Source organism: Sorangium sp. So ce381 (assembly GCF_051473845.1).
GTDB classification, from domain to species: domain Bacteria; phylum Myxococcota_A; class Polyangia; order Polyangiales; family Polyangiaceae; genus Sorangium; species Sorangium atrum.
On record NZ_CP150336.1, the window covers coordinates 2,701,178 to 2,720,091 of the forward strand.

General features: G+C 70.0%; 9 protein-coding genes. 8 read left to right on the forward strand and 1 reads right to left on the reverse strand.

What is annotated here, in order from left to right:
• Positions 1-193 precede the first annotated feature (193 nt).
• Positions 194-1,588: a sigma 54-interacting transcriptional regulator gene (locus WMF29_RS10360; protein ID WP_437328681.1), complete on the forward strand. Its 1,395-nt coding sequence runs from the start codon at positions 194-196 to the stop codon at positions 1,586-1,588.
• A gap of 33 nt (positions 1,589-1,621) precedes the next feature.
• Entirely contained in the window at positions 1,622-4,861 is a 3,240-nt protein-coding gene (locus WMF29_RS10365) for a serine/threonine-protein kinase (protein ID WP_437328682.1), read from the forward strand.
• On the opposite strand, the gene WMF29_RS10370 is transcribed toward WMF29_RS10365, so the two are convergent.
• The gene (locus WMF29_RS10370) at positions 4,850-6,187 is read right to left on the reverse strand and encodes a hypothetical protein (RefSeq protein ID WP_437328683.1); all 1,338 of its coding nucleotides are present in this window, start codon (positions 6,185-6,187) and stop codon (positions 4,850-4,852) included. The genes WMF29_RS10365 and WMF29_RS10370 overlap by 12 nt on opposite strands.
• A gap of 950 nt (positions 6,188-7,137) precedes the next feature.
• Here WMF29_RS10370 and WMF29_RS10375 point away from each other — a divergent pair.
• The 6 genes from WMF29_RS10375 (at position 7,138) to WMF29_RS10400 (ending at position 18,912) form a co-directional block, all read left to right on the forward strand.
• Positions 7,138-9,039 (forward strand): hypothetical protein, encoded by a 1,902-nt coding sequence (locus WMF29_RS10375; RefSeq protein WP_437328684.1) that lies wholly within the window; start codon positions 7,138-7,140, stop codon positions 9,037-9,039.
• Between the two features lie 238 nt (positions 9,040-9,277).
• Complete coding sequence (locus WMF29_RS10380; protein WP_437328685.1) at positions 9,278-10,840, forward strand: RtcB family protein; 1,563 nt, start codon at positions 9,278-9,280, stop codon at positions 10,838-10,840.
• Between the two features lie 512 nt (positions 10,841-11,352).
• Complete coding sequence (locus tag WMF29_RS10385; RefSeq protein ID WP_437328686.1) at positions 11,353-13,107, forward strand: sigma-54-dependent transcriptional regulator; 1,755 nt, start codon at positions 11,353-11,355, stop codon at positions 13,105-13,107.
• Between the two features lie 175 nt (positions 13,108-13,282).
• On the forward strand, positions 13,283-17,428 hold the full coding sequence (locus WMF29_RS10390) for a TOMM system kinase/cyclase fusion protein (RefSeq protein ID WP_437328687.1): 4,146 nt from the start codon (positions 13,283-13,285) through the stop codon (positions 17,426-17,428).
• A gap of 23 nt (positions 17,429-17,451) precedes the next feature.
• Positions 17,452-17,763, forward strand: a complete 312-nt coding sequence (locus WMF29_RS10395; RefSeq protein ID WP_437328688.1) for a hypothetical protein — start codon at positions 17,452-17,454, stop codon at positions 17,761-17,763.
• 66 nt (positions 17,764-17,829) lie between these two features.
• Positions 17,830-18,912 (forward strand): hypothetical protein, encoded by a 1,083-nt coding sequence (locus WMF29_RS10400; protein WP_437328689.1) that lies wholly within the window; start codon positions 17,830-17,832, stop codon positions 18,910-18,912.
• Positions 18,913-18,914: the final 2 nt, after the last annotated feature.

The window sequence follows — 18,914 nt, forward strand, 5'->3', positions numbered from 1 at the left end:
CGCCCGATCGAGGCCGGGGTGGCCCGCGTCCGGCGAGGCGCGACGCACGCGCCTCCGCGGCTGGACCATTCCTGGTCGATCGACGACCCGATGCAGCGCACGCCCGTGGACGACGAGCAACCCGCGCGGCTGCCGCTCGGAATGCCGCCCCTGGCATATTGACCGCGTCTGCCCGACTGGGTACGACTGGTTCGTGCCGGGTGAACCTGATCAACGAACGCTATCCGCCACGGGCGGACAGCGGTATCTGGACAAATCAGGCAACGGCAGCTTTTTGTTTCTGGTCGCGGACAGCCATCGGCCGCTCGCGTCGTCGGCGCGCATCGCCCTCGACGACGTCGAGGAGGTCGTTATCGGCCGCGGCAATGCCCGGAGGCTGGAGGTCGCGGACAGCGGCACACGCCGGCGCGTCGAGATCCAGCTCGACGACCCCTGGCTCTCGTCGAGGCATGCGCGGATCATGCGGGTCCTCGGCCGGTGGTGCTTCGAGGATTGCGGCTCCAAGAACGGCAGCATCCTCAATGGGGCGCCGCGGAAGCACGCCGAGCTCGGGGAGGGCGACGTGCTCGAGCTGGGCCGCACGTTCTTCCTCTACCGCTCGGCGATCCCCCGCGGCGCCGAGCAGGTCACTCTGCTGGAAGCGTCGAGCCTCGCCGCGCACGTCCCTGGGCTGCTCTCCCTCGTCCCGTCGCAGCTCGAGATGTTCGAGCAGCTCAGGGTGGTGGCGGCCTCCACCATCCCCGTGCTGATCCAGGGCGAAACGGGCACCGGCAAGGAGGTCGTGGCGCGCGCCATCCATTCGCTCTCGGGCAGGCCGGGCGCGTTCGTGGCGATCAACTGCGGTGCGCTGCCGCGGGATCTGGTCGAAGGCGAGCTCTTTGGGCACAGGAAGGGCGCCTTTTCCGGGGCCACCGAGGATCGCCCCGGGCTCGTGCGCAGCGCCGATCGCGGGACGCTCTTCCTCGACGAGATCGGCGACCTGCCCCTGTCCGCCCAGGTGGCCTTGCTCCGCGTGCTCCAGGAGCGCGAGGTGCGCCCCGTGGGCGGCACGCGCTCGATCTCCGTGGACCTCCGCGTCGTGGCGGCCACACACCGGCCGATCGAGCGCATGGCGACATCGGGCGACTTCCGCTCCGACCTGCTCGCGCGGCTCTCCGGCCACGCCGTCGAGCTCTCGCCGCTCCGGGCTCGCCGGGAGGACCTCGGCCTCATCCTCGGCGCGATCCTGCGGCGCGTCGACGGAGAGCGCGCCGAGCACATCCAGCTGCACCCTCGCGCGGCGCGCGCCCTCGTCACGTACGGCTGGCCGCTCAACGTGCGCGAGCTCGAGCAGTGCATCACGACCGCGGTGGTGCTGGCGCAGCGGGGTACCATCGAGCTCGATCACCTGAACAGCGCGCTGAGGCGCAGCGCCGCCGACGCCACGGAGCAGGGAGACGATCCTACCCGGCCCGAGGAGCTCAAGGCGCTCCTGCGCGCGCACAGCGGCAACATCGCCGGCGTGGCGCGCGCCATGGGCAAAGCCAGGATGCAGATCCATCGCTGGTTGAAGCGCTACGAGATCGACCCGGATGACTTCCGCCACTGAGGTGCTGCGCCGCGGCCGTGGGATGAGGCGGGCATGACGCCGGACACGGTCGTCGCGGCTCGCTACCGCGTCCTGCGTCGCCTGGCCGCGGGCGCGATGGGCGCTGTCTACGAGGTGATCGACCTCCAGACGGAGCGCCGACGGGCGCTCAAGGTGATGCACGCTCATACGGTCGAGCGCGCCGACCTGAGGGAGCGATTCGCGCTGGAGGCCCGCGTGTCCGGCCAGGTCGACAGCCCCGCGCTCGTCGACGTCGTCGACGCGGGCGTCGATGACGCAACGGGGACTCCGTTCCTCGTGATGGAGCTGCTCCGGGGCGAGACCTTGAGCGAGCGGCTCGCGCGCGTGGGCGGCCACGCGCCGGAGGAGGTGCTCGTCTATCTCGGTCAAGCCGCGCCGGCCATCGACAAGATGCACCAGCTCGGCATCGTCCACCGCGACCTGAAGCCGAGCAACCTGTTCCTGGAGCAGCGCGAGCACGACGCCCCGCGCATCAAGATCCTCGATTTCGGCGTGGCGAAGGTGCTGCACGAGGGCGCGACCCGCGGCTCGACCGGCGCGGCCGGGACGCCGATCTATATGGCGCCGGAGCAGTTCCAGAGCGGCAGGATCACACCTTCCGCCGATATCTACGCGCTCGGGTTGATCGCGTACTCGCTCCTCGTCGGCAGACCCTACTGGGAAGAAGAAGTCGGCATCGGCGAAAGCCCCGTCGCGTTCGCGCTCGTCGCGCTGCAGGGCCCCAAGGAGCCTGCGTGCGAGCGCGCCGCGCGGTACGGCGTGACGTTGCCGCCCGCGTTCGACGCCTGGTTCACACGCGCGACGGCGCTCGCGCCGGGCCAGCGCTTCCCGACCGCGGGCGCCGCCGTGGGGGCGCTCGCGCGAGCGCTCGGCGTGCCAGGCTACGAGCTGCCAGCACAGCAGTCCGCCGGGGCCGAAGCGCGTGAGGGGACGCCGCCCGTCGACGAGCAATCGACGTGGACCGACACGTTCCAGTCCGACGGGCACCTGGGCGGAAGCGAGGGAGTGGGACGCACGGACTCGGTGGCCGGCGCAGGGGGGCCCGGCCCCGCGCCGCCTCGCTCCGAGTCCGAGAGCGACGCAACGGAGCCGAGCTCCCCTCGGCAGCCGCAGGCCATCGTGCATCGGTCGCGCCGGTGGCGCTGGATCGCGGCCTCGAGCCTCACGCTGGCCGCCCTGGGTCTGGGCACCGTCCGGTGGGCGTTCCCTCACCGGCCAGCGCCTGGTCCTCCACCCACGGTCATGCGATCTCCGCTGGAGCCCGACAACACCGTCCTCGCTTGCCCGATCCTGGAGGCCTCCGGGGTCGAGGAGCCGGCCGGATGGCTGGGAGCGGCCGCCGCGGCGACGCTGTGCGAGCGGGCTCGGGTCCTCCTCGGAGGCCGCGCGGCGCGCACGTTGATCCCTGCGGAGCTGCTCTCGCTCCCACGGCCGCACGCGGACACGGTTCCGATCGATCCCTATGCCGGGCCGGAGGCTCGCGCGCAATCGCTGGACGCTGCGCGCAGGAGGGGAGCGGCCTATGTGGACGGGGCGATCGTCCTCGAGCCGTCCCGCGCCTTTCAGCTCACGGTCACGCTGCGAGCCGCCGACGGCAGGGAGCTCGCGTCCTCGGTCGGCAGGGCGAGCGCGCTTTATGAAGCCGTGAGGAACGCCATGGATCCCTGGGTCGATGCTGGGATGTTGCCAAAGGCCCCGAGCCTCGACGACACCGTGGCCGATTTCTCGAGGGCGCGCACGGTCGACGGGGCGCTGGATCTGCTCGACCTGACGCTGGCCATGACCCACAACGCCGGCGGGCTCCGACAGGAGTGCGCACGGTTCGAGGCGCGCGGCGGCGGCCTCGCGGAGATGGGACCAGGAGAGCGCTTCCGCTGCGCCTACACGCTCGGCGAGCCCGCTCCCGTGGTCACGCTCCCGCCGGTCGGCGCCAATGCCTCACCGGGTGAGCTCGCCGCGCGCGCCCGCGTCGATCTCATGATGCGGCGTGCCGTCGATCCGATGGCCGTGGCGGAGCTCCAGCGCCTTTATGATCGCGAGGCGTCGGCCTGGGGACGCTCGACCCTCGCAGCGACGATATCCTGCCTGCTGCCGTCGCCCGATGAGGAGCGCGCCACGGAGAGGACGACGCTCGCCAAGGACATGGCGTTCAGCGCGGTGCAGGCCGAGCCGAAGAACCCGATCGGGGAATGGTGCGCGCCCTGGGTGCAGCTGGCGACGGTGACCCACGGGACCCCGAGCGCGGCGAGCGCGTTGCAGGGCATGCGGGCCTGGATGCCCTGGGAGGCGTATGGGTGGCTGTTCGAGGACTCCGACCCTGGAGCGGCAGAGGCTCCCCATCAGCATGCTCGTACGCGCGCCCTCGGGTTCGCGCGGCGTGCCTATGTCCTCTCGCCCCTGGACATGAATGTGGCCGACACGCTGGTCGATCGGCTCCTCCAGGATGGAGCGCGCCAGGAGGCGCGCGGGATAGCGCTGGCGGTGGGCCAGGGAAGCCAGGTGCTGCACAAGGTCGGCAGCGAGCTCCTCCTCATCCGCGTCGAGGCGAGCGAGGCCGGCATCGGCGCCGCCCTCGAGCGGGCGAGGCGCGCGATGGCCATTTTCCCCGGTGATTCCGGGTTCGTTCGCGTGCAGCGCCTCCAGATCGCCTGGCGCGCGCTGGAGCTCGCGCTCGTCCTCGGGCGCGAGCGCGAGATGGCCGACCTCATCGTCGCCCGCTTCCTCGACCCGGAGCCACCCCTCCTCGAGGGCACCCATATCAGCGTCCCGCTGCGCATGGGAGCCGTCTGCGCCCGTGCCAGTCGGGCGGTGTCGCGGCGTTGCTTCGAGCGGCTTCGCAAGCTCCGGGTCAGGTTCCCGGAAGGCGAGCTGCCGAACACCGAGAGCTTCATCACGGGAGCCGAGCGTTATGCCAGCGGAGACCAGCGGGGCGCCGCGCTGGCGTGGCGCCCGCTGCTGCAGGAGCCTGAGCCGTTCGTCGAGGTGCTCGGCGACGCCATGGTCGCGACCTATGAGCGCGAGGGGGAGCACGAGCTCGTCGACCGGCTGGAGCGGGCGAGCCGGGACGACAGCGAGGCCCTGAACGGCGCGAGCCTGAAGACGGTGCGCGAGGCGGAGCGCGCGGCGAGGCGCGGGGACAAGCAGAGGGCCCTCGGGCTGGCCCAGCAGGTGATCAAGGCGTGGTCGGCGGTGGACGCCCCTGTCCCGGCGGTCGAATCGATGAGGCGGCTCGCGGCGAGGCTACTTGAGTGAACGGTCGATCAACCAGGGTTTGAACGAAGAGCACCCGGAGTCGCTCCTGAGATCGCATGGATGGTTCAAGTAGACCGTGACGGGGTATTTCCACTGCGCGCCCGCCTCATCGCACGGGGTGTAGATGGATCGCCTGGCACCGGCAGACCGAACGCAAGCGCCCGGATTCCCGTTGAAAGGAGAGCATGGCTTCGGTTCATGGACGAAGCACTGCGCTGCCGCATCGGACGCAGGGAGGGCGCAGAGCCTGTCGGCGAGGTTCGCCATGCCTTGATTCCAGTCCTCGCCATAACACGCGTATTGCTTGTCGAAGAGCACCCCGTCGGGCCGAGCCCCCCCGGGGTTCGAATCGAAGATGTTCCCGTAGAACCCGCCCTCGCGGTACCTGAACAGCTCCACCTCCTTCGCCGGATACCTCACCCCATCGGAGCTCGCGAATTTCACGTCGACCGCGAAATTTCGCTCCGACAGCATCACGCTGAAGTACCCAACCTGTTCGGGGGTGGAGCTCGCCTCGTCGACAATGCCTGTGCCAGCAGGGCCATTCGCGGGGCATGTGAAGTCAACCGTGTCGCCAGGACCGTCGAGCACATCGCTCTTGACGTGCTTGATGTACCTGCTCCGAGGATCTGCCGCGTCGTAGTCCACGTGGTTGCATCCATGTATACCCGCGCATACACGCACAAATACCGGAGATGAGCGGGCGTGGGCCGAGTCGAGCTTGAGCCTGACCGTCCTCGGTCCACTATCGCCTGACCTCTGCGCCAGGCATTGCCCGACGTAACGCGCCGTCCACCCGCAGTCGCTCGTCGCCCGACGCGGTCCGCCGGGAGGGTTGCAAGCGGCGAAGCTCTCGATCTGCGTGGCCTCGCCTGTGCTGGTGTTCCTCTCTCGAGACCTTGTCTCGGCGGGGACCTTGTCATGGAGCGCGACGAGATCCCCTGGGCCGCGCATGGATACCACGACCACCTTGTTGAGCGCGTTCACCCGGGCGAGCACGCCTGCGGAGACCGCTTGCAGGCATTCCGGGGATGGAAGGTTGTTGAACCAGTCCCCCAAGGGTCCCCCGCTGGCGCATGCCCCGATCTGCCCATTCCACTCGTAGCGCTTGTTCCCCACGCGGGCCGACACCTTCTGGCCTTCATTCAGCGCAAAAGATACGATGTAGTGCATCAGCTGAACGGCGCGAGGCTCCAGCGCCGGGTCCTGCGTGCTGAACGGCTCGACATCGTCGAGCTTCAGGCTGTTCAGCTTGCTCACCTTGAGGCGCTCGAGCAATTCACTGTTCGCGCGGAGCGCCTCCACGCTGATGCCGTTCTTGGGCATGCCGTTGTGAGGCAGCTGCCCCGGGGGAGCGACTGGCTCTGCTGGCCCAGCCGATTGCGCTGGCGTCACAGGCCCGCCGGGAGTCGTCACGATGACGCACCCGCCGCACCCCAGGAAAGAACCCACACCGATGCAGGCTAGCGCCATGTACAAACGGCCTATGGCCACAGGTATTCTCCTTCTCCTGAACTCGAGTCGCGAGGTGAGCGCCCCTCGTGAGCGCGCATCCTGGCACGGACGCGCAGCGGTTGGCCAGCTGGCCGCATCGATGCTGAATGGCTATTGCAGGCGCCGAGGCATCTTTCGTGCCACGGTGTGCGCTGCGCGCCGTTGCTCACCAGCGTGGCTGGATGCCTGCTTCTGACCGCGGGCGGCACGTTCGCCGTCCCATCGAGGCAGCGCCGAGCGCCGGCGCGGCGAGCCCGGCTCGGCGCGCCCTGCGCCCGCGATAAAACGGGGTGTTACGCCGGTGATACACCGTGTTGCGCTGCGGAAAAGCGCGCCGCGCACGTGTCCCCGTAACAGATCGGGCGCCCTGCTGTTGCACCGCGCGGCGCGGAGCCAGGGGGCGTCACAGGAGGGCGACAGTACCGATGCGCCGGGCCGGCGGTCGGTTTCGGCGTGAAGCCATGAACGATGTGCCGCCATGGAACGGCACGTCCAGCCTTTCGGCATCACCCGTCGAGGCGCGGGCGTCGGTATTGGGCACGCGCTTGAAGGGCCAGCTCTGGCCACACGCGATCGTCCGTCCGGTTGGCACCGGAGCTGCAGTACCGGCAGGCGTCTCCCCGACCGCGCGGTCAGGCGCCCGGATAGCCATCACTCGGCCCGGGATCCGCGGCCAGGGGATACGTCCAGCTCTGCGTGAGGATTGCAGACGTCTGGAGCTTCTCGTCACGCGCGGGAGCCTTTCGCGCCGCGCGCACCAACGACCAACGATGGAGAATTCCATGAAGAATCGATCGATAGGCGCGGCGTTGACCTGCGCCCTGCTGCTGACCGCCTGCGGCACCGAGCCGGAAGAGCCGGAGCTCGCCGCATCGAACAGCGAGTCGCTCATCGTGGCGCCCTCCAAGCGGGCGCCCAAGGTCGAACAACTGCACCTGCGGCTCACGTCGGATGGCGTCGGGGTGCTCTCGCTCGAGCTCGCGCCGGGCGACCGTAAGCGTGTGATCGAAGAGAACAAAGGCGCGGCGTTCCAGATGAGCCTCGATGCGCGCGAGAAGGCGGTCACCTTCAACGACTCGGGAACCAAGCCGGATCTCAAGGCGGGAGACGGCTTGTTCTCCGCCTCGATCCCCATCGATCTGGAACGGCTGAGCCAGATCAACAGCGAGATCTCGAAGCTCAAGACCCGCACGCTCCAGACGTTCGATCCGGGGTCGCGTATCGCTTCCAAGGCCATCGAGATCTCGCAAACGAACGCGATCGACATCGAGGCGCTGAAAAAGGGAGCGACCATCCGTTTGCCCAACCTCGCGGAGCTCGGCCCCTTGCGCACGCTCGGCGGCGTGACCACGGCCGCCATCAACCCGCAGAAATCGCTGTTGATCCGTTCACTGCCGGTGATCGAGGACCCGGCGCGCACCATGAACCCGTGCGACTCGAGCGCCGCGAACGCCCCGCTCAAGAAGTGGACCTTCGGCTACCTGATGGAACAGATGGCCATCGGGTCCGGGCTCACCGCGAGCCAGTTCGTCGAGCAGTGGCTGGCTTCCTGGCGCACCCAGCAGATCGTCAACGCGAGCTCGGGCAGCCTGGTCCTCGATGCTACGAGCGCGGCCGCCGCGGCGAACGTGGACAGCATGATCATCAACCCCTGGCGCCAGAGGAGCGGCGGGGGCGCGTTGAACCTCAGCATCGCGCCGTTCCGGCTGCAGGCCATCCTGTACCGCCCCGACCTCGCGCAGAGCTCGCCCTACCTCGGCGGGGCTGCCGGCAACAACGGAGGCGAGCTCCGCTTCGTGTTCGGCCTGATGGAGGTTCGCGACGGCAATCGGGACGGCGACGCCAGGGACGGCGTGGACACCTGCCAGCCGATCGAGGCCGCGGCGATCTTCGAGTACGGAGTGCCCATCACGAGCTGCGTCGACATCAAGGATTGGGCGAACAAGTGGGTCAACCTGAGCGCCTTGCTCCCCGGTGACCCCGCCTACGGCGCGGCGCTCGAGGCGTTGACAGAGCAGGTGGTGAGGAACGGCGCCGCGCCGGGCAACCCCAACCAGAACGCGCTCAACCAGCTGCGCACGAACGAGATCGATCTCACGGGGATCTGGCAGATGCGCGAGTTCGTGATCCGCCCCGGGAGCGGACCTCTGCAACAGACCACCACCAAGAACAACCCCCGCGAGCACCAGGCGAGCTTCACGTCGGTTCCGGGCACGACCCCGGCGCCGATCGATCTGAATGGCAGCGACGCGCTGCTCACGGAGATCTTGGCCTCCATGAGCCCCGGCTACACGATGCCCGAAGCCCCAGGAGGCGTGCCCTTCATGGGCGGCGCGTCGACCTACAACGCCGGGACCTTCTGGGATCACCCGGACCTGGAGACGCCGGCGGAGCTCGAAGCGCGCTTTCGGTTCTCGTCCAACACGTGCAGCGGATGCCACACGGGCGAGACGGACACGCTCTTCTACCACATCCGCCCCGCGGGCCCCGGCGGTGTTCCCAGCATCTCGGCCTTCCTGCAAGGTCCGCTGACGGTGACGGACAACCGTGGGCTCAGCCATTCGTTCGCGGAGATGGACAACCGCAAGCAGGCCCTCGCGAGCCTCGCGAACCAGTCGTGCTCGTTCCGCCTTGGAATCCCGCCCTTCCAGGTGTTGCGGCTGCCGCTGCTGAGCGTCCACTGAATCGCGATGAGCGCGGGGCCCGCGGCGACCGAACCCGCCGCCCGGGCCCCGCGCCAGCCGGGCAGGTGGAACCGGCCGCCGCCGCTTGACGGGCGGCGATGCTCGTCTATATTGGGCGCCGCTGCTGCGGTGTGCGCTTCCCTCGTGCGCGCACCGGGTCCAGATCGGGGGAGAGTGAGCCGCGGCCCCGTCGCGTGAACGCGTCGGCTGCGTGCGTCTTCGTGGATTGGACGGCAGCATGGTTGGCAAATTGCATTTCGATGCGGTGGTGCGTCGCCTGGATGGCGCGACGGCCCGCATCGACAATTCGTTCGGTATTCCGATCACCCTCGTGGCGAGGGAAGATGTCGTCGTCGAGGCCGACGGCATCGAGGAGCTCCTCCGGTTCGCCTCGCTCGAAGGCACGCTCCGCGATCTTCGGACATGGGAAAAAGCCGGCAGGATTGCCCCGTTCTGGGGCGGAACAGCCGGCGAGATCCGCTCCATCGTGCTCACGCCCGACTTTCACAAGGGCGCGGGCATCCCCGTGGGCACCGTCGTGGATGCCCGCGGGTTCGTGGTGCCGCAGGCCGTGGGCAACGATGTCTGTTGCGGCATGCGCCTGCTCGCAACAGACGTGGATCGGGACGAGCTCGAGCCGCACGTCGGCGCCCTGAAGCAGCGGCTCCGCGCGATCTTCTTCCAGGGGCAGCGCGATATCCCCATGTCGCCGCGGCAGCGCGCGGCCATGCTCCGTGACGGCCTGTCCGGGCTGCACGAGACGGCGGCGGACAACGCCCGCACCGGCCTGTGGGCGCATTACGATCCTCGCGCGCAGCGCGCGGATCTCGATCGCGTGCACTTCCACGGCGGGCTCCCCGCGCGCGGGACGTTCGCGTTCGACGCGTACATCCAGGCGTCGGGCCGGGCGGACGGGCGTGACATCCAGATCGGCACGGTCGGCGGCGGCAACCATTTCGTCGAGATACAGGCCGTCGACGAGCTGGTCGACGGCGCGACGGCGCGCTCGTTCGGGTTGACGAAGAACGCCGTCACGATCATGGCCCATGCGGGCTCCGTCGGGCTCGGACACGCGGTCGGCGGCTATTTCAACGAGCGCGCCCGCGCGCTGTACCCCGCGGGGGTGCCCCATCCGGCGCACGGCTTCTATGTGCTGCCGGCGGTGGGCCCCCACGCCCACGAGGCCTCCGTCTACCTCGACGCGATGCGGAACGCCGCGAACTTCGCGTTCGCGAACCGCCTCTTCCTGGGCCTCATGGTGGTGCGCGCGATGCGGGAGGTGCTTGGCCGCGAGGTCGCGAGCACGCTCGTGTACGATGCGCCGCACAATCTCATCTGGGAGCCCGACGGGGCCGAGCCGCGCTACCTGCACCGCAAGGGCGCGACGCCCGCAGGGGGACCGGATGGTGAGGGTGGAGCGTTCTCGTACACGGGTGATCCGGTGATCATCCCCGGGTCGATGGGCGACTCGAGCTGGGTGCTCGCGGGCGCAGGGCACGCGGCGCTGCTCGCGAGCGCGTGCCACGGCGCGGGCCGCAGCCTCACCCGCGGGCGCTCCGCGCACGCGGACGAGGACCTCTACCGGCGCGCGGTCGAGAAGCTGCATGTCGTGACGCCGCTCGACCCGGACGCGCCCCACGTGCGGCGGCGGCGCGACATCCTCGCGAAGTACCACCAGCGGATGAAGGAGGAGGCGCCCTATGCCTACAAACCCATCACGCCGGTGGTGCGCTCCGTCGAGGAGGCGGGGATCGCGCGGCGCGTGGCGCGGTTGTGGCCGCTCGTCACGGTCAAGGGATAGGGAACACGATCGGAACGATGGTTCCGATCGCGAGCCCTGAAGCCGCTTGGCGGGAGCGCAATCGAGCTTCCGCCACGCGAGGTGGTGGGGTTCTTTGGCAACGACCTCGATCGTCCCACGAAACATAAGCAAAGCCGATGCCGGAGCTGGGATAGGCGCGGGGCGCCTTTCACCTGACCTTCGCCCCGGGCGGGGCGGACTGATCTGCTGGCCAGATGACATTTGGCCGCGTCTCCGCAGGAGGCAGCGTGTCCCGTGGGGACGCGACGGCATCGACCGCCCTGAGCCTCACGCTCCTCCCCGAGGACGATCCGGGGTCGACAGAGCTCGCGACGCGCGAGCTGCCCGGGCAAGTGCATGTGTCCCGGCGAGACGCGCGAGCGTCTCTTCAAGACGCCGGCGGCTCCGGACGCGCACTCGGGTTTGCCGAATGCGCCAGCCCGGGTGCCAGAGGACCGCCATGAATTTTCGTCCGAGCCGGGGGGAGTGCGTGTACCCTGGCCTACGTCTTCATGCTCCATGACCTGCTCCCTGAGCTGATCACGAGTCTCATGGGGGCCGGCTGCTTCGAGGACGCCGCAACCACGGTGCTGAAGGACATGCTCACCGGCGTCGAAGCGGCGCTGGCCGCGAGCCCGCTCATGGGGCAGGGGCGCGTGCTCCGCGGGGTCGTGCACCTTCGCCCCGAGGGCGGCTATCAGCGCCTCTTCGGCCTCGAGCACCGGAGCGGAGCGCGCGTCGAGGGCACCGGGTATCTCACGTCGGGCAGCGTCTGGCGCTGGCTCGTCGAGCACCGCTGCTCCGTCTCCATCGACGTCCAGCTCGGCGTGCTGCGCCCCTGGCTGGCGGACGGCGCGCCCGCGCACCTCGAGCGGCGCGAGGGGGCTGGCCTGCCCGGCAGCGAGACGCGCGAGCGGATGCTCGGGCGCGACGCCACGCACGTCCACGTGGTGCCGCTGCGCGCGCCGGGCGGCGCGGTCGAGGGGATGATCGCGCTGGAGGTCAGCTGCAAGCAGGCGATCGGAGGGGAGCTCGTCTGGCGCGGGTGCTACGAGCTCCTCGAGCTCCTCGCCAGCGCCGCGGCGCCCTACCTGCGCGCGCTGCCGCCTCGGCCGGCCACCCCGGCGCGCGCGGACGAGTTCCTGCCGGTCGTCGGCCCCACCGCCGCGAGCCTCATCGACCTGCTCCGCGTCTTCGCGCGGCAGGAGGAGACCATCCTCATCAGCGGTCCGACCGGCGCCGGCAAGTCCCGGCTGGCCCGCTGGTGCCACGAGCAGTCGGCGCGCCGCGGGCAGCGGTTCGAGACGCTCGACCTGCTCAGCGTGCCCGAGGACCTGCAGATGGCCGAGCTCTTCGGCTGGAAGCGCGGCGCGTTCACCGGCGCGATCCGCGACAACCCCGGCGCGATCGCGCGCGCCGCGCAGGGGACGCTCTTCATCGACGAGGTGGACAAGCTGTCGCTGAAGGCCCAGGCGGGCCTGCTCCACGTGCTCGAGGAGCGGCGCTACCGGCCGCTCGGCGACGAGGGGAGCGAGCGCCGCGCGGACGTGCGCTTCCTCATCGGCACCAACACCGACCTGCGCGCGGCCGCGCGCGCGGGCCGTTTCCGCGAGGATCTCTACTACCGGATCAACGTCCTGCCCGTGCGGCTCCCGCCCCTGACCGAGCGGCTCGACGAGGTGCCGCTCTGGGCCGACTACATGCTGAGCCGGCGCCACCGCGAAGGGGGCGGCCAGGGCGTCGCGCGCATCGGGTCCGAGGCGGTGAAGCTCTTGCTCGACGTCCCCTGGCCAGGCAACTTGCGGCAGCTCGACAACATCGTGCGCCGCGCCTACGCGCTCGCGCTGGCCGAGCGGGGCGGCCCGGGCGGCGAGCTCGTGCTCCAGCGGGGCCACGTGGAGCGCGCGCTCGCGTACGAGGGCGCGCCGGACGAGGGCGCGCTGCTCACGCAGCTCTGGCGCGCGGCGCACGCCTTCGTGCAGGAGGCGGAGCGGCGCGCGCGCGAAGGCACGCCGCTGTCGCTCGAGCTGGTCGAGGTGTTCCGAGGGCTCGTGCTGGGCGCGGCGGTACGGCGGACGGGGAGCCGCGAGGAGGCATTCACCCTGTTCGGCCAGCAGCAGCTCATCAAGAACCGCAATCATCACCGAGCGCTGCGCCGGGAGCTCGACAGGGTCCGGGAGCTCGCCGACAAGCTGGGATACGAGATCGATCCCGATCTCGCCGCGCTGCTCAACGAGGAGGTCGAAACGCCGGCGGAGGGGCGCTGACCCACGCGCCGCCGCGCTGGACGGGAGGGGAGGAAAGGCCAGCGCGCCGAGCTCGACGCTCCTTGACACCCGAGGAGGCGCGGCGGTTTCATCGATGTGAGGCGTTGGCGGATGCGCTGCGCGCCGTGTCGCGTCGCGCGGGAATCGCGGACGACAAACCACGGAAGGGGCGGGCATGCATCCAAGCAAGTCGTTGCTCGCGGGCGGAGCTGCATTCGCCGATCGGTACGAGCTCCTGTCGGAGCTCGGGGTGGGCGGCTTCGGCGCGGTGTACAAGGCGCGTCAGCTCACCACGGGGCAGGAGGTGGCGCTCAAGATCATGCGGCTGCCCGAGCAGGACGGAGCAGCCCAGATCGAGCGGCGGATCGCGCGGTTCATCCGCGAGATGCGGCTCTGCGCGCAGCTCCACCACCCCAACATCGTCCAGCTCGTCGACTTCGGGCAGGTCGGGGAGCAGCTGCTCTACACGGTGTTCTCCTTCGTGCCGGGAGACACGCTGGCGGACGTGCTCGCCCGGGAGGGCGCGCTCGCGCCGCGGGAGGCGCGGCACCTGATGCTGCAGGTGCTCGACGCGCTCGCGTGCGCCCACGCGAGAGGCGTCATCCACCGCGATCTCAAGCCGCGCAATATCATGGTGCTCCCCTCGGGCGCGCGCCGCAACGCGGTGGTGCTCGACTTCGGCATCGGCGCGCTCGTCGGCTCCGATGCCGAGCAGATGGTCCAGCTGACCGGCACGGGCGAGGCGCTGGGCACGGTGGGTTATGCCGCGCCCGAGCAGCTCCGTGGCCTGGACCCGACGCCTCGCATGGACCTGTTCTCGTGGGGGCTCGTGTTCCTGGAGTGCCTGACCGGAAAGCCCGTGTTCACCGGGAATTCACCGGCCGACATCCTGTACGCGCAGTTCAGCCCGGACCCCGTGCCGATCCCGCTTGCCCTCGCTGGGCACTGGCTGGGCGGGCTGCTCCGCCACGTGACCGACAAGAACGTGGACGCGCGCGACGCGCGCGCCTCGGCGCTCGTCCCCGCGCTCGAAGCCTGCGAGCTCGACGATCTGTCGCGGGAGATGATGGTCGGCGGCGGCGCGCCCCTCCGTGGCAGCCTCCACGGGGGCCCGCGGCGGGCGCACGCCCTCTTCGAGGCCACCGTCGTGGCCCGGTCCAGCTCTCCGCCCAGGCCCGCGCCCGACGGGGAGCGGCGGCAGCTCACGGCGGTGTGCTGCACGATCGGGGTGCTCGCCGACGCGCCCCAGGCGCTCGACGTGGAGCGAGCCGACGAGCTGCAGCGCGCGCAGCTCGCGCGCTGCGCCGAGATCGCGTGCCGCTACCGGGGGCACGTGGCCGCCACGCTCGGCGATCAGATGCTGATCTATTTCGGCTATCCGCGGGCCGAGGAGGACGACGCGCGGCGCGCCGCCCGGGCGGCGCTGGAGATCGCGGCCGAGGCGCAGGCCGAGCGCGCGCGGCTCGCCGATCGGGGCGTGCGGCTCGACGCGCGGCTCGGGGTTCACACGGGCGTCCTCGTCGCCCGGGATCTCCGCGACGTCGGGCTCAACGTGGGCGCGACGCCGAGCACGGCCGCGCGCATCGCGGCGCTCGCGCCGCCAGGCGCCGTGGTCGTCTCTGCAGAGGCCCATCGGCTGCTGCGGAGCGCCTTCGCGTTCGACGGCGAGGGGCCGCGGCGCGCAGGCGGCGACGGCGCGTCCCGCGAGCTGTTCCTGCTGCGATCGGAGCGAGGCGCTCGGCCGACGCCGGACGAGGAGGGCCGCGGCGCGCCCCTCCTCGGCAGGGAGCAGGAGATGGCGATCCTGCTCGAGCGCTGGCGCCGGACGCGCGCAGGCGCCGGGCAATGCACCCTGATCACGGGGGAGCCCGGTATCGGCAAGAGCCGCCTCGCGCGCGAGCTGCGCGCCAGGCTGGCGAACGATCCCCACACCTTCCTGGAGCTCCGCTGCGCGCCGGAGACGCAGAGCAGCGTGCTCTTCCCCGTCGTCGAGATGCTCGGGCGCGCGCTGGGCCTCGATCAGGAGCCCTCGCCCGAGGGCCGGATCGCGCGGCTCGAAGCGCTCCTGTCGGGCCACGGCTTCACGCTGGCAGACGCGATGCCGCTCTTCTTGCCGCTCTTCTCCCTGCCCATGGCGCCGCCCTATGCCCCGCTCGACGTCTCTCCCCAGCGGCTGAAGGAGCTGACCCTGAACGCCGTGTTGCTGCTGCTCTTCGGTATGTCCGAGGAGCGCCCGCTGATGCTGGTGGCAGAGGACTTGCATTGGTCCGATACAACGACCCTCGAGCAACTCGCGCATCTCGTCCACGAGGCTCCTTCAGCGCCGGTGTCAGTGTTCATGACCGCACGACCTGAATTCTCACCCCCGTTCTCGACCTCCGGCGTTCAACAGGTCCCCTTGGCCCGCCTCGAGCGTGCGCAGGTGGCGGAGATGGTCACGGCGCTCCTCGGTGGAAAGTCGCTGCCCTCCGAGGTGATCGATCAGGTCGTGACCCGAACGGACGGGGTGCCGCTGTTCGTGGAGGAGCTGACCGAGATGCTCGTCGAGTCGGGCGTGCTGATCGAGCGGGACGAAGGGTACCAGCTGGCGCGCCCGCTCGGGCGGGAGGAGATCCCGAGCACGCTGCGAAATCTCCTGATGGCGCGCCTGGACCGGCTGGGTCGCGCCAAGAAGACCGCGCAGCTCGCCGCGGCGTTGGGGCGGGAGTTCAGCGTGGAGGTGCTGTCGGCGATAAGCCCGTTCGACGCGGCCGCGCTGCAGGAGCACCTGGATCAGCTGGTCGACGTCGGGCTCCTGATACGCAGGCGCCGGATGAAGGCCTCGGTGTGGGCCTTCAAGCATGCCCTCGTCCGGGACGCGGCGTACGAGTCGCTGCCCCGGGAGATGCGGAGGGAGGTCCACGCCCGGATCGCGGGGGTGCTGGAGTCGAGCCATCCCCAGTGGGCGACCGACCATCCGGAGCTGGTCGCTCATCACTACACCGAGGCCGAGCTCGTCGAGCAAGCGATCCCGTACTGGAGCCAAGCAGGGCAGAAGGCCCTCCAGCAATCCGCCAGCCTGGAGCCGATCCGGCATTTCGAGCGCGCGCTCGAGCTGCTCGCGACCCAGCCGGACACGCCGGCCCGCGCCGCCAAGGAGCTCGGACTGCGGCTCTCCTTGTCGGTGGCCCTCATGGGGGCCCATGGCTATGGCGCGCCAGCGGTGGGCGCGGCGTACGAGAGGGCGCGTGAGCTGTGCGACGAGCTCGGCGACTCCAGGCAAAACTTCCCGGTCATCTGGGGGCTCAGCGCGTTCAACTGCGTACGGGCGCAGCTCGAGACCGCCGTCCAGCTCTCGGTGCGCGCCCTGAGCGTCGCCGAGAAGGAGCGTGATCCGGCGCTCCTCGTGCCCGCCCACCTGCTGCACGGAGGCAATCACATGTGGCGGGGCGAGCTCCAGACCGCGCAGGAGCACCTGGAGCGAGCCATGTCGTTCTACGACGCCGCTGCGCACGGCCCCCTGACGGCCATCTACTCCTATGATCCCGGGACGGCGAGCATGGCGTACCTGGCCATGACCCTCTGGTTTCTGGGCTATCCGGAGCAGGCGATCCAGAAGGCGCGCACCGCGGTCGCCCAGACCAAAGCGCGGGGGCACGTCCACAGCTATGTACATAGCCTGTTTCGCGCCCTCCAGATCGCCGCGCTGCGCGGCGAAGGCGGCGCGGTGCTCGAGGAGATCCCGTCGCTCCTCGCGATCACCGAGGAGAAAGGGTTTCCTCTGTGGCACGCCGCGAGCATCTTCCTCCGAGGCCGGGCCCTCTGCCTGGAGGGGCAGGCGGCCCGTGGCGTCGAGGACATCCGCGCTGGGCTCCAGAGGATACGGGATACGGGCGAGCGCTGCGGCTACCCCGAGTTCGCGGTAGGGCTGGCCGAGGCGCTCGGGGAGCTCGGCCAGGTCGAAGAAGCGCTGGCGACCGTCGACGACGCCCTCGATCAAGCGGTCAAGACGCAGGGCCTCCTCTACGAAGCCGAGCTTCATCGACTCCGTGGCGACCTGAGCCTACGCGCGGACCCGACCGCGGCGGGCGCGGACCGGGCCGAGGAGTCCCTGCTCAAGGCCGTCGAGAGCGCTCGCCGCCATCACTCCAGATCGCTCGAGCTGCGCGCCGCGCTCAGCCTGGCGCGCCTCTGGCATCGGCAGGGGAGAGGCGCGGCCGCTCGACAGCTGTTGGTCGAACCTTACAGCTGGTTCACGGAGGGGTTCGACACCTCGCACCTGAGGTCGGCCAAGGCGATGCTCGATGAGCTCTCCGGAGAGCTCGTCTCTCCGATGGAATGATTCTGACAGGATGGAGGTCTATCGTGAGCGATTCGAATCATGGTGATGCCAGGCGCGAAGAGATGGTTGTTGGCGCTGGCAGGAAGCCGAAAGGGCTGCTCTCCCTGATGTACTGGGTGAAGAACGACGCCAGGATACGCGCGCGTTTCCACGAAGACATGCTGGCCACGATGGAGAGCCAGTTCGGTATCCCGAGGGGGAGCGCCGTGGCCACCGAGGTGGTGAAGGTCGCCAAGGTGAGCACGAGCCCCGCGGATTACGAGCGCGCGCTCAAGGCGCTCTGCCAGAAGCTCCTGGTCGAGGAGCTCGTATCGCCGACCCCGCCGATCTGGTGACCCTCGCCGCAGCGTGCATCTCTCGAGCGCCGTGACACCTCACCATGGGACGGATTCGGAGCCAATATGTGGTCCAGTCATGACATCAGCGAGCTGGTCGCGCCGAGGATCCCCAGCGCGTGTGTCGACCACGCCGTGAAGTCCAGCATCGGCGCGCTCACGGCGCGGCTCCCCGACCTGTTCTCTTCGTACTACATCGAGTGCCGCCTCGCGGCGGGGCAGGAACAGGTCGATTTCCTGGCCTGCGTGGCCCCTTCCCGCGACGACGACGCCCTGCGGAGCATCCGCGCCGCGGCCGACCAGCCGCCGGACGAGCTCACGCGCGACCCGGCCTGGCAGTTCACCTGGGACGTCATCCGCCGCTGGTCGACGCTCGCCCACGGAGGGCTCAGTAGGATGCCCTTCCTGTGGCTCGAGTTCGACCACGTGAATACGCACCCGGCGGCGCGGCAGTCCCCGTCGCTCTGCGTCTGCGTCGACCCTGGGTACCTGACCACGGAGCCCTCTTCGGCTGCCTGGGACCCTCAGGATTCCTACGAGAGCTGCCTGGATCTCCTGGCGCCTGCGCTCCCCCGAGCCTTCGAGGGGGTGCTGTCCGCGAGCAACCGGAGCGCGATGAAGGCTTGCTTCAGGGGCCTCCCGCTCTCCGGTCGCATCATTCACGTATCGTTCATGCTGGCCAGAGAGCCGGCGACGATCAAGCTCTACGGCGCCGTCCCCAGGGCGCAGCTGGTGGGTTATTTGAAGGATCTCGGCTGGCCCGGTCCGCTCGACTCGCTGGAGCAGCTCGTGAGCACCTTCTCGACCCAGGAGACGGCCGACGACACCGTCTACTTCGATCTCGCGCTCGACCACGCGCTCCTGCCCTACGTCGCTGTCGCCTTCTCGCAGCTTCAGCTGGACCACCCGGCGCGCCTGGACCCCGAGCGGCGCGCGCTGCTGGAGCTGCTCGAGGAGCATGGGCTCTGCGCCCCCGACAAGCGGCGTGCGCTGCAGGCCTGGCCGGGGAGCGCCCGCGAGTCGAGCCCTTCGGTCTCGACCGAGGCCCGTATTCATCGCTGGCTCGACGTCAAGATCACGCTTCATGCGGGGCAAGGCCTCGGCGCCAAGGGGTATCTTGGCTTCGCGCCGGTTCTTTCGGTGTTCTGACG

Coding starts and splice junctions, on each gene's coding strand:
- WMF29_RS10390 (WP_437328687.1), top strand. CDS start 13,283: ATGCATCCAAGCAAGTCGTTGCTCGCGGGCGGAGCTGCATTCGCCGAT.
- WMF29_RS10380 (WP_437328685.1), top strand. CDS start 9,278: ATGGTTGGCAAATTGCATTTCGATGCGGTGGTGCGTCGCCTGGATGGC.
- WMF29_RS10385 (WP_437328686.1), top strand. CDS start 11,353: ATGCTCCATGACCTGCTCCCTGAGCTGATCACGAGTCTCATGGGGGCC.
- WMF29_RS10370 (WP_437328683.1), bottom strand. CDS start 6,187: ATGCCCAAGAACGGCATCAGCGTGGAGGCGCTCCGCGCGAACAGTGAA.
- WMF29_RS10375 (WP_437328684.1), top strand. CDS start 7,138: ATGAAGAATCGATCGATAGGCGCGGCGTTGACCTGCGCCCTGCTGCTG.
- WMF29_RS10400 (WP_437328689.1), top strand. CDS start 17,830: ATGTGGTCCAGTCATGACATCAGCGAGCTGGTCGCGCCGAGGATCCCC.
- WMF29_RS10365 (WP_437328682.1), top strand. CDS start 1,622: ATGACGCCGGACACGGTCGTCGCGGCTCGCTACCGCGTCCTGCGTCGC.